Source organism: Cohnella fermenti (genome assembly GCF_004801405.1).
Taxonomy (GTDB): domain Bacteria; phylum Bacillota; class Bacilli; order Paenibacillales; family Paenibacillaceae; genus Cohnella; species Cohnella fermenti.
The window spans coordinates 14,401-26,418 of sequence record NZ_SSOB01000063.1 but is presented as its reverse complement, the minus strand read 5'-3'; the positions used below and the strand labels follow the sequence as shown (position 1 = coordinate 26,418).

10 protein-coding genes are annotated in these 12,018 nt (G+C 57.7%); all 10 read right to left on the bottom strand.

Features of this window, described 5'->3' with window-relative positions:
- Nucleotides 1–124 precede the first annotated feature (124 nt).
- The 10 genes from E6C55_RS30715 to E6C55_RS30670 all read right to left on the bottom strand — a co-directional run bounded on the left by E6C55_RS30715 (nucleotide 125) and on the right by E6C55_RS30670 (nucleotide 12,012).
- Nucleotides 125–370 carry an AbrB/MazE/SpoVT family DNA-binding domain-containing protein gene (locus E6C55_RS30715; RefSeq protein WP_136373661.1) on the bottom strand — a complete coding sequence of 82 codons (246 nt, stop codon included), beginning with the start codon at nucleotides 368–370 and terminating at the stop codon, nucleotides 125–127.
- Nucleotides 371–576: 206 nt separating this feature from the next.
- On the bottom strand, nucleotides 577–1,044 hold the full coding sequence (trmL, locus tag E6C55_RS30710) for a tRNA (uridine(34)/cytosine(34)/5-carboxymethylaminomethyluridine(34)-2'-O)-methyltransferase TrmL (protein ID WP_136373660.1): 468 nt from the start codon (nucleotides 1,042–1,044) through the stop codon (nucleotides 577–579).
- 108 nt (nucleotides 1,045–1,152) lie between these two features.
- A complete protein-coding gene (serC, locus tag E6C55_RS30705) occupies nucleotides 1,153–2,241 on the bottom strand; it encodes a 3-phosphoserine/phosphohydroxythreonine transaminase (protein ID WP_136373659.1) in 1,089 nt (362 codons plus the stop codon).
- A gap of 239 nt (nucleotides 2,242–2,480) precedes the next feature.
- Nucleotides 2,481–3,905: a type I glutamate--ammonia ligase gene (gene glnA, locus E6C55_RS30700; RefSeq protein ID WP_136373658.1), complete on the bottom strand. Its 1,425-nt coding sequence runs from the start codon at nucleotides 3,903–3,905 to the stop codon at nucleotides 2,481–2,483.
- 386 nt (nucleotides 3,906–4,291) lie between these two features.
- Complete coding sequence (locus E6C55_RS30695) at nucleotides 4,292–5,350, bottom strand: LLM class flavin-dependent oxidoreductase (protein ID WP_230986931.1); 1,059 nt, start codon at nucleotides 5,348–5,350, stop codon at nucleotides 4,292–4,294.
- Between the two features lie 1,637 nt (nucleotides 5,351–6,987).
- Entirely contained in the window at nucleotides 6,988–8,049 is a 1,062-nt protein-coding gene (gene aroF / locus E6C55_RS30690) for a 3-deoxy-7-phosphoheptulonate synthase (protein ID WP_136373657.1), read from the bottom strand.
- Between the two features lie 189 nt (nucleotides 8,050–8,238).
- Nucleotides 8,239–8,736 (bottom strand): DUF2062 domain-containing protein, encoded by a 498-nt coding sequence (locus E6C55_RS30685; protein WP_230986930.1) that lies wholly within the window; start codon nucleotides 8,734–8,736, stop codon nucleotides 8,239–8,241.
- 48 nt (nucleotides 8,737–8,784) lie between these two features.
- Nucleotides 8,785–9,735 carry a 4-hydroxy-3-methylbut-2-enyl diphosphate reductase gene (locus E6C55_RS30680; protein WP_136373656.1) on the bottom strand — a complete coding sequence of 317 codons (951 nt, stop codon included), beginning with the start codon at nucleotides 9,733–9,735 and terminating at the stop codon, nucleotides 8,785–8,787.
- A 48-nt stretch (nucleotides 9,736–9,783) separates the two neighbouring features.
- Complete coding sequence (locus E6C55_RS30675) at nucleotides 9,784–11,319, bottom strand: sensor histidine kinase (RefSeq protein WP_136373655.1); 1,536 nt, start codon at nucleotides 11,317–11,319, stop codon at nucleotides 9,784–9,786.
- A 6-nt stretch (nucleotides 11,320–11,325) separates the two neighbouring features.
- Nucleotides 11,326–12,012: a response regulator transcription factor gene (locus tag E6C55_RS30670; protein ID WP_136373654.1), complete on the bottom strand. Its 687-nt coding sequence runs from the start codon at nucleotides 12,010–12,012 to the stop codon at nucleotides 11,326–11,328.
- Nucleotides 12,013–12,018: the final 6 nt, after the last annotated feature.

Genomic DNA, 12,018 nt, shown 5'->3' with positions numbered 1-12,018 from the left:
ACTGCCGGAATGTAACGAGCGCCTCAGGCTCCCTCGAACACAAGAGAAACACCGCTCCCCCCGCCGAAGTCGCGGAAGATGCGGTGTTTCTTTTTTCCCCATTACAGCCGTGTTGCCTTGCCGCTTACAGCATGCCCTGCATCTCGCCAAGGCAAGTGCCGCATACGTAACGGTCCTTGAACTCTTCGACATTATCCATCGACGTGCAGAACACGCAGCGCGGACGGTAACGCTCCAAGATGATATGGTCGCCCTGTACGAGAATCTCGACAGGATCTCCTTCATTCATTTGATATCTCTTGCGAAGAGACTTGGGCAATACGATACGACCGAGTTGGTCCACTTTACGAACGACGCCAGCGGGTTTCAAAACAGTTCCTCCTCATTTCTGTAGCGATCATCTAGGTAGTATCCAAATAGAAACCGTTGTACCTTATATAGCACTTCTCTATCGGATGGACGAATCCTCTACCAATGGTCAATTTGCTTAAAATTGTACAAATGTTCGACAAATCATGCGGAAATTAGTCGATTTTTCTGCTAATATCCATGGATATAAACAGGGATTACCCGGAATTATCCTTCAAGTCCCGGGAATCCGGTCTGACGCAGCGCTTCGTAGATGACGATAGCCGCCGAATTCGCCAGGTTGAGCGAACGAACCTTGTCGGTCATCGGCATTCTCATGCCGGTATCCGGATTCGCGTCAAGCAGCTCCTGCGGAAGCCCCTTCGTCTCCTTGCCGAACACGAAGAAGTCGCCGTCGCGGAATTCGTAGTCGCAATACCGCTTGCTCACCTTCGTGCTTGCGAAGAAGAAGCGACCCTCCGGGTATTGCTCCTGCAACTCGGCGAACGAATCGTGGTACGAGATCCGGACCGAATGCCAATAATCGAGCCCAGCGCGCTTCAACTGGCTGTCGCTCGTCGAGAAGCCCAGCGGGCGCACGAGATGGAGATGCGTTGCGGTTGCCGCGCACGTCCGGGCGATATTGCCCGTATTCGCGGGAATCTCCGGTTCAACCAATACGATGTGAAAAGCCACCTGGTCTCCTCCGTTCGTTGCATAAAGCGATATCCCCGTTGCGTTCCTCCTTGCCGTCAAGAAAAAAAAGCGGCGAATGCCGCTTTCTCTTCGAAGCAAAGCCGAGCGTTACCCGTTGCGGCGTTGGAATTCCGCCATAAAGTCCACAAGCGCACGGACACTGGAGAGCGGGACGGCATTGTAGATCGAAGCGCGGAGGCCGCCGACGCTGCGATGTCCCTTCAAGCCGACGAAGCCTTCGGCTTCAGATTCCTTGGCGAACTTCTTCTCCAACTCCTCGCTGCCGAGACGGAAGGTAACGTTCATGAGCGACCGGCTATCCTTCTGCGCGAAGCCGCGATAGAAGTCGCCGCTCTCATCGATCGTCCGATACAGAAGCTCGGCCTTCTCGCGATTCGCCTGCTCGATGGCCGCCGCTCCGCCTTGGGCCTTCACCCATTGCAGAACGAGGTTCGTCATGTAGATGGCGAATGTAGGCGGCGTGTTGTAGAGCGAATCGTTCTTGGCGTGGGTGCTGTACCGGAGCATCGTCGGAACGGTCAGCGACGGAGTTCCGATCAGGTCTTCGCGCACAATAACGATCGTGACGCCCGAAGGGCCGAGGTTCTTCTGCGCGCCCGCGTAGATCAGGCCGAACTTGGAGATGTCGAGCGGACGGCACAGGATGTCGCTGGACATGTCGGCGACGAGCGGAACGGAGCCCGTATCCGGATATTCGGCCCACTGGGTGCCTTCAATCGTCTCGTTCGAGGTCACGTGCAGGTAAGCGGCGTTATCCGGAATCGCGATCTCCGCGAGCGAAGGAATGCGGTTGTACTTGTCCGCTTCGGAGGAAGCCGCAACTACCGTCTCTCCGAACAGCTTCGCTTCCTGAATCGCCTTGGTCGCCCAGCTTCCCGTCGCCACGAAGCTTGCCGCCTTGCCCGGCTGCAGCAGGTTCATCGGAACCATGGCGAACTGGGTGCTCGCTCCGCCTTGCACGAACAGAACCTTGTAGCCTTCCGGAATGCCGAACAGCTCGCGAAGCAGCGCTTCCGCCTGTTGATGCACCCCTTCGTAGATCGCTCCGCGGTGGGACATCTCCATCAAGGACATGCCCGATCCCTCATAATTCACGAATTGTTCCTGCGCTTGCTGAAGAACCTCAAGCGGCAGCGCTGCCGGCCCCGCGTTGAAGTTGTAAGCTCGGTTCGTCATCTCATACCCACCTTGTTAGAAATCAGGATAGGCTTATCATATCAAAGCCCAGGCTAACGTAGCAACCGTTATTCCGATTGAATTGATGGCGATCGAATGAATATCCGAACAAATTCGAGGGAATATTCGAATATCCTTCGGCTTTGGCTCGACAAGCTTCGCCCAATTACGAACAAGGCTGCCCCTCGAGTCCGTGAAGACTCTCGGAGCAGCCCCGTTAACTTATTGGCGCTTCGATCTTAGCAATCGAAGTACAGACCGTATTCGTAAGGATGGACGCGAATCGAGACTGCCTTCGCTTCGCCGCGCTTGAAGGAAACGTAGTTGTCGATGAATTCCTTCGTGAAGACGCCGCCTTCCGTGAGGAACTCGTAGTCGGCTTCCAGAGCGTCCAGCGCTTCGTCCAGGTTCCCCGGTACGCTGCGGATCTCCTTCTTCTCTTCGTCGGACAGCTCGTAGATGTTCTTATCATACGGGCCATAGCCGAGTGCGGAAGGATCGATCTTGCGCTTGATGCCGTCCAGACCGGCCATCAGCATGGCAGCGAACGCCAGGTACGGGTTAGCCGTGGAGTCCGGAGTACGGAACTCGATGCGGCAGCCCTTCGGAGTAACCGCAGCAACCGGGATACGAACGGCTGCGGAACGGTTGCCCTTGGAGTACACGAGGTTGACCGGAGCTTCGTAGCCGGGAACCAGACGCTTGAACGAGTTCGTGGACGGGTTCGTGATCGCGATCAGGGCAGGAGCGTGGTACAGGATGCCCCCGATATAGTTCAGAGCCAGTTGGCTCAGGTTCGCATAAGCGCCTTCTTCATAGAACAGCGGGTCGCCGCCGTTGAAGATGGATTGGTGAACGTGCATGCCGCTGCCGTTGTCGCCGAACATCGGCTTCGGCATGAACGTAGCTACTTTGCCGTATTGGCGAGCGACGTTATGCACGATGTACTTGTACTTCAGCAGGTTGTCAGCCGTCTTCGTCAGCGTATCGAAGCGGAAGTTGATCTCCGCTTGGCCGGCCGTTGCCACTTCGTGGTGATGACGCTCAACGCGAAGTCCGGATTCCTGCATCAGGCGAACCATCTCGCTGCGGATGTCTTGTTGGGAGTCAACCGGGGCTACCGGAACATAACCGCCCTTGACGCCTACCTTGAACGCCAGGTTGCCGCCTTCTTCCTTGCGGTTGGTGTTCCAAGCAGCTTCTTCGGAATCTACGAAGAAGGAAGAGGAGTTCATCGTCGTCTCGTAACGAACGTCGTCGAAGATGAAGAATTCGGATTCCGGAGCGAAGAACGCAGTCGTACCTACGCCGGAGGCTTGCAGGAATTCTTCCGCCTTGTGGGCGATCGAACGAGGGTCGCGCTCATAACGAGCACCGTCCGGAGTATGGATATTGCTCATAACGATCAAGGTCGAATGCGCGGTGAACGGATCCACGTAGACGGATTCCGTGTCCGGCATCATGACCATGTCGGATTCTTCGATGCCGCGGAAGCCCGCGATCGAGGAACCGTCGAATGCTACGCCGTTAACGAACGTATCAGCATCCACCTCAGTTGCAGGCAACGTGATATGGTGGGCGCGGCCAGCCAAGTCAACGAAACGGAAATCTACGAACTCGATGTTTTTTTCCTTGATCAGTTCCAATACTTTTTGTACGGACATTTCGAATTTCCTCCCCATTCCCGAACATTAAGAGTCTCAATCATGAAGAACGTTCAACTTTCCCCCAACTCACTGAAGTTATTATAATTCTCGATATATGGAGCGTCAATAGTTATGTCAGGTATTTTTTGTGGAAGTGTAAGCTATTCTCACACTTTCTCTCCGCATGGGTTTTTAGCCGTTAACGACGGCCGATAGCTGCGGGAAGCCTTGTATTGGCGCGATTTTTCGCCATCTCATGTCAGGTTTGTCGCGGCAAAGAAAAGGCTTACATGACCAACCCAAACACGAACGTTATAGCCAAAGCCAATCGTAATCCCCATTTTCGACTTATTTTCGTCTTTCGGTTTTTCCTTGATGCCCCCTTGCCCTGCCGAGTGAGGCCGTCAACCGAAGCTTCGCCGCAGGAACAGAGCCGCCAGAAGCTCGTAGCAGCGCACCCTCGCCCGGAAGTCCGCGATCGGGCACACAACGAGCAGCTCGCTTGCCCGGTAGCTGTCCGCAAGCTCCTGCAACGAATCGCGCACCCGCTCCGGACCTCCGACAACCATCCGCCTTCGATTGATCGCCGTTCTCGCCCGCTCCCATTCCGTATAAGGGTAAGCCTCCGCTTCCTCCACACTTGGATAAGGCCGATGCCGCTCCCCCTTCTCCTGATACAGCAGCCGCAAGTCCGCCGCCTTCGCTTCCCGTTCCGCCCGTTCGTCCGTCTCCGCGCACACGACGAAGACGCATATGCTCGCCTGCGCCCTCGTCCCCAGCATCCCCGGCCGGAAGCTCGCCGCATATTGCGCGACCGCCCGCTGCCCGCCCTCGCCGTTGATGAAGTGCGCGAACGAGAAGCGCGCGCCGAGGCGCGAAGCCAGCGCCGCACTGACATCGCTCGACCCGAGAAGCCAGATCTCCGGGGCCGACGCCACGCGCGGGGAGGCAATCAGGCCGTGCAAGGGATGCTCGGCCGGAAGCGCCTGTCCGGTCTCCAAGTATGCCCCGAGCTCCCGCAGCTTATCCGGCATTCCGTCATCCTGCACAGGGGCTGCCGGACCGCGCAGAGCAAGAGATGACAACGGGAAGCCTCCCGGCGCCCGGCCGATCCCGAGATCGACTCGCCCCGGGAACAGTGCTTCGAGGACGCGGAAGTTCTCCGCTACCTTATATGGACTGTAATGCGGCAGCAGCACGCCTCCCGATCCGATTCGGATGCGGGACGTATGCGCGCCGATCGCCGCCAGCAGCACCTCCGGCGAAGAGCCGGCCAAGCTCCCGGAATCGTGATGCTCCGATACCCAGAATCGGCTGTAGCCGAGCTTCTCCGTTCTCCGGGCAAGCTCGACCGTCTGCCACAAGGCCGTCGTCGCACTCTCCCCCGGTCCGATCACGGACTGATCCAGCACTCCCAGCTCCAGCATATCCGGCATATCCGACATATCCGGCATATTCGGCATAGACACCCGCTCCTTCCGCGCCGTTCCTTCTGGCCGCTACCCTAAGCTTACTCCGTGTCCGGCCGATCCATGAACCCTTCCCGCGCGCTCCCATCACACTTCTTGCGGGACGGCTTGCTCCTCCCTCCCAATCGCTTATGCAACCTCTCCCGCATCCTCCCCCTCCAGCGCGATTTTATATGGATTTTCACATTCGTCGGCTTGGTTGGGCGGGAATCGCGACGTTTTATGCGGTTTTTAGCATATATGCGGCGACTCGAGCCGAAAATTCCTCGATGAATATGATTTTTCACATAGGTTCGCCCAAACCGGCTGTTATCGGGCTGCACCAATGTGAATTTTCACATTCATTATCTGACACATACAAGAAAAACGCCTAACCGCGTCCTTCTCTCCTGCTCACCGCCCCCTCGCAAGACAATTACCATATTATGGTGAAAACAGGGGCGCTATCCCCCTTCTGCACGCTTATGTTTCTTCTCCCCGCGGCTCAGGAACCTCTTGGACCATCGCCGCACCCCGACCGCAGCCGGGTGATCCCCCTCATTCCCATCCTGAACGAGCGGGAGAGGTGGATCCTGAACGAGCGGGAGAGGAGACCTAATGCCGCCAGAGGGGAGAAGGCGCGGAGGGAAAGGAGTTGCCGCGTACCGGATGCATGCATGGCAAGCTGATCTCTGTGCGTTGTGCGCGGCGCTCCTCTCCCGCTCCGTGAGTCCGTATGGTAGGGGGGACAACCGTTCGGGTTGTCATGGCGGTTTTTCGCATAAGGATAACGGTCGAGACATCGCGCCCTGACCGTTCCCCGCAACGCTGCTCGCACCTCCGGCCCGCAGGCTTTTGTCCTCTGATCCGCCGCCTTTTACCCGCTGACCCGTCGGTATTTGCCCGCTGACCCGTCGGTATTTGCCCTCTGATCCGCCGGCTTTTGCGATTTTATGCGGTTTTTCACATTCATCGGTTTGAATGAGCCGCAATCTCGGCGTTTTATGTGATTTTTAGCATACATGCGGCAACGGGAGCCGGAATTTTCTCTATATAGGCTATTTTTCACATAGAATCGTCCAACCTGCCCGTTATCGCGACGCTCGAATGTGATTTTTCACATAAATTCATCAATTCCTCCTATCCGGCGAGATGTCCGGCTTGTCCGGTTCCCCCTCCCGCACGATTCCAAACGGGCTACCCCAAAACTTATAGATCCTTTTTACTGTTCAGATCCCCCTGCATCAATCCGGAATTGAGGTTTTCCCTCATCCGGCTTTCCGATGTTCTGCTTCTTCGGTATTTTCCGGTGATGCATCCCCAGAAAATCGAATCCTTCTTTCTTTACCGTCCCACAGGCTGACGAGTTTGGACTTCTCCCTGTTCATCTCCACTTCCAGATTTGCTCGCACTCCTGCCGTTTTCCCGCAGTTGTTGCTTTGTCACGGGGCTTCAACCTTAGGATCTCTCCACCAGTTGCCCGTCAGCTGCGTAGCGACTTGGCTCTTACCTCGACCGGACTTCCACCGGCTAGTTGTGCCTAGCTTGGCTAGGCGCGCTATGTCAAAAAAAACCGCCCGCCGTCGATCCATCGGATCGCCGGGGGCAGCCTTGTGTGCTTATATTCGAAGCCTGATGCCGATTCGATTCGCTTACACCTTCCAGGTCGCGAACGCTTCGGCCGGCTCCTTCGCCGTGTCGAACTTCTTGCCGAGCAGCGGAGCCAGCGCTTCAAGCTCCTTCAGCAGGTTCGCGAATTGATCCGGGAACAGCGATTGCACGCCGTCGCCTGTCGCCGAGTTGTCCGGGTCCGTGTGCATCTCGATGATGAGACCGTTCGCTCCCGCGGCGACGGAAGCCTTCGTCATCGTCTCGACGAGCTCGCGACGGCCGGTCGCATGGCTCGGGTCGGCGATGACCGGCAAGTGGGACAGTTGCTGGATAACCGGAATCGCGGTCAGGTCGAACGTGTTGCGGGTGTACGTCTCGAACGTGCGGATGCCGCGTTCGCACAGCATGACGTTCGGGTTGCCGCCGGCCAGAATGTATTCCGCCGCATTAAGCCATTCGTCGTACGTGGCGCTGAAGCCCCGCTTCAGGAGCACCGGATTCTTGATCGTGCCGAGCTTGCGAAGCAGATCGAAGTTCTGCATGTTGCGGGTGCCGACCTGCATGATGTCCGCGTATTCCGCACAGACGTCGACGAACTCCGGCGCCATAACTTCCGTAATGGTGATGAGGCCGTACTTGTCGCCCGCTTCCTTCATCCACTTCAAGCCTTCGATGCCGATCCCCTGGAAGCTGTACGGGCCCGTCCGCGGCTTGAACGCGCCGCCGCGAAGCACCTGGCCGCCGGCTGCCTTGACCAGGCGAGCGATCTCGTCGATCTGCTCCGGCGTCTCCACCGCGCAAGGTCCGCCCATAACGACGAGGTTGTCTCCGCCGATCTTCACGCCCTTGACTTCGATGATCGTGTCGTCCGGGTGGAAGTCGCGGCTTGCCAGCTTGTAGGACTTGGAGATCTTGATGACGTTCTCCACGCCCTTCATCGAGCGGATATGCTCCGCGAGATGAGGATCGGCCTTGCCGATAATGCCGATGACCGTGCGGTCCGTGCCGCGGGAGACGTGCGCCTGCACGCCGCCGGCTTCAATCTGGCGCACGATCTCTTCGATGCGCTCTTCCGTAATCTGCGGGGATGTGATGACAATCATGATTGCAGCCTCCTGTATATTGCGATTCAATGATTAACATGGATTAACAATGAATTAACACGTTTTAGCACTTATACGCTTCGACGCTTATACGCTGTTACGCGTTAAAGTAACTATATCCGAAAAAAAGCAGGCTGTCAATGCCCGCTTCTCCTCATCCATTCCGTTCTCTTCTTCCCTTCTCGCCTCTCAATGCCCGACCGTCGCCCGCCGCAGCTTCCGAGTCTCCTTGCGCTTCCGCTTGAAGGCGTTGACGCTGTAACGAATCGGGAAGTAGAGCAGGAGGGCGAGCGCAGCCCCGTCGATGACGCCGCCGACGATCAGCTTGAGATTAAGCAGCAGCGCGCGATTGATCCACCCGGGAAGGAACGATAATTGCACCGAGAAGTCATTGGGCAGCACATGGGTCGCCACATACGTGTTCAGGAAGGACATCGGCACATAGATGATCTTCCCGAAGACGAAGCCGACCAGCGCCGCAGCCAGACTTCCCCTCAGCACGAAGTTCAAGGGAAAAATAAGCAAGAAGGACGTGCCGTAAGTCGGCAGGTTAAACATCTCGACGAACAGCCCGACGGCGAAGCCCATCGCGATGACGGCCGCTCCGCCCTTGGCGCGGAGCAGCTTGTAATACTGGTACTTCATGAGGCGCGGCAGCTTGCGCAGCCATCGTAATAATGGGTTCATGGGGCATATCCCTTCTCTGATAGCATCCGGATCGCCATCCATAACCTGCTATTTTACGGTTTTCTCCCTTACGGTAGGCAGCAACTTGTTCATGTTGACCGTCCTGCGAATCTCCCACGTGTCGGGAAGATTGGAGTCGTATTGCTCGAGGTATTGGATGACTTCCTTCGTCAGCGGCGTCGGCGTCGAGGCGCCGGAGGTCACGGCAACCCGTTCGACGCCTTGCAGCCACTCTTTCTTGATCTCCGACACGTCCGACACGCGATAAGCGGGAACGCCCGCAATCTCCGACGACACCTGCGCCAGGCGGTTCGAATTGTTGCTTCGGGGGTCGCCTACCACGATGCAGAGCTGCGCTTCGCCGGCTTGCCCGGCGACGGCCTCCTGCCTCACCTGCGTAGCCAGGCAGATCTCATTGTGGATCTCCGCGCTCGGATACGCTTCAAGCAGACGCGCCATCAGGTTCCGGATGTCCCATTGCGACATCGTCGTCTGATTCGTGATGATGATCTTATCCGAATCGATGTTCAGCGCTTCGATCTCTTCCTCGCGTTCGATCAGATGCACCCGCTCCGGCGCGATGCCGATCGCGCCTTCCGGCTCGGGATGCCCCTTCTTGCCGATATAGATGACGTCATATCCGTCTGCCACCTTCTCGCGAATCAGGTCGTGCGTCTTCGTCACGTCCGGACAGGTCGCGTCGACGACCGTCAGCCCCTTCTCCTTCGCGCGCTTGCGCACCTCGGGAGAGACGCCGTGAGCGGTGAAGATCACCGTTCCGCTCTCGACCTGGTCGAGAATCTCCAGACGGTTCGGTCCGTCCAGCGTAACGATGCCCTCGTCCTTGAACGAATCCGTGACATGGCTATTGTGCACGATCATGCCGAGAATATAGATGGGGCGCGGCAGGTCCAGGTTGCGCGCCGTCTGAAGCGCCAAGACCATGGCATCCACCACGCCGTAACAGTACCCTCTTGGCGAGATTTTCACGACTTCCATACGATTGATGCCTGCTTTCCCGCCCATTGGGAGGCAGCCGAGACATTCTCATCCCATCTCCCCGGGGCGTGATGATATCTCTATTATATCGTATTCGACAGGTTCGGCAAAGTCGACCGGAAGCCAAACGATAAACTTGGTGCCTTCTCCCACTTTGGTGCGGACTTCGAGCGTTGCGTGGTGCATGTCGGCGATCCACTTCGCGATGGAGAGGCCGAGTCCGGTGCCGGGCGTCTCTCCGCGGGACACGTCGACCCGGTAGAAGCGGTCGAAGATGTGCGGAACCTCTTCCTTGGAGATGCCGATGCCCGTATCCGCCACGACAAGCCCCACCTTGTCGCCCGAACGGAGCGCCTCAAGCCGCACCTCACCCGAAGGCGTGTACTTGAACCCGTTCTCGATGAAAATAAACAGGAGCTGGATGAGGTAATCCCGATTGCCCTGCACCCAAGCGCCGTCGAGCGCATCGAGCGAGCCGACCTTCCAGTCCGCCTTGCGCGGCAGGAACACGGCCCTTCTCGCGGCTTCCTCCGCCAGGGGCTTCAACTCGATCCGCTCTTTGTCCATCACGTAACCGGCATCGGCGCGGGCAAGCGACAGCATATCGTTCACAAGGCGGCTCATGCGCCGCGACTCGTCGGCGATATCCTTGATCGCCTCCTTGGACAACTGCTCCTTCTCCTGCGCGGTGAGCTTGGGAGAGCTGACCATGCGAACATCGTACCCGTCTCCGGCGCCGAGTCGATCCTCGTTGTCCTCCACAACTGGGCTGTCCCAGATTTTCTCCAGGAAGTCGACATTCCCGCGAATCGTCGTCAGCGGCGTCCGCAGCTCGTGGGAGGCATCGGACACGAAGCGTCTCTGCGCGATATTGGTCTCCTCAAGGCCGCGATACGCTCCCTCGATTCGCTGCAGCATATGGTTCAGCGTCTGCCGCAGCCGGCCGATCTCGTCCTGGCTCTCGCCGGGAATCCGGGTGCTCAGATCCGAACCGCTCTGAATCCGCTCCGCCGCCTCGGTCACTTGCTCGATTGGACGAAGCGCCTTGCGCGAGAGGAACATGCCGAGCAGGAAGGCGATGATCAGCCCGGCGAACGAAGCGATGATCAGAACCCGATTCAACTGCGCCAGCATCGCTTGTTCCTTGTTCATCGGGGTCGCGATCTGCACCAGCCCGACGATCGTGTTCGTGCCTGCGAGCAACAGCGGCTGCTCCATCACATAGAACGGAACATTGCTTAACGTCCGCTCCACGAAGCGCCTGTCGAAGTCGACCTTGTCGAGCGACGGGAAGTCGAACGCCCAGTTAAGCAGGTTGGTCGTTCCGTCAGCTTTGACCCCTTGATTGCTATCCTGGTAGCTGTTAACTTGAACGAAGATCGTCGATCGATCCAGGCGCGTCGTCGGCTGAATGATCAGCCTGGAGGTCACCACCTGGAATTCTCTGGATTCCGCGATAAGCTTCGACTTGAGATCGGAGAACGCATTATGCGAGACGATGGTGTAGACAAGGACGCTGAACGCCACCAACGTGACGGCCAACAGTCCAGAATACCACAACGTTAGGCGCAGACGTATCGACATGATGAATCAACTGTCCCCTTTCAGAACGTAGCCTGCCCCTCTCACAGTCTGGATCAGGCGCTTGCCGCCGTGCTCCTCCAGCTTCTGCCGCAGCATCGCGACGTAAACCTCGAGCACGTTCGATTCGCCGCTGTAATCGTAGCCCCAGATGCGCTCCATGATCTGGTCGCGCGAGAGCACACGCTTCGGATTCTGCATGAATAGATGAAGCAGATCGAATTCCTTGGCCGTCAGTTCGACCCGCTTGTCGCCGCGGATCGTCTCGCGTCCGTCGACATCGAGCAGCAAGTCCTCGAACCGAAGCTGGTTGTTGTCCTCCGCTTGCTCGGGACGCCGGCGGAGCAGCGCGCGAATGCGCGCCATCAGCTCTTCGAGGGCGAACGGCTTCACGAGATAATCGTCCGCTCCGATGTCGAGCCCCTTCACCCGATCTTGAACATCGTCCTTCGCCGTCAGCATCAGCACGGGGGAATGAATGCCTGCGGCGCGCAAGCGCCGGCATACTTCCCAGCCGTCGATCTGCGGCATCATGACGTCCAGCACAACGAGATCGGCGTGTCTGCCTTGCAGAATTCGCAGTCCCTCCACACCGTTCGGCGCCGTCGTTACCTCGTAGCCTTCGAAGGCCAGGCTCCGTCGCAGCATGGAAGTGATTTTCTCATCGTCATCGATAACAACTATGTGAGATCTCATGGTTCG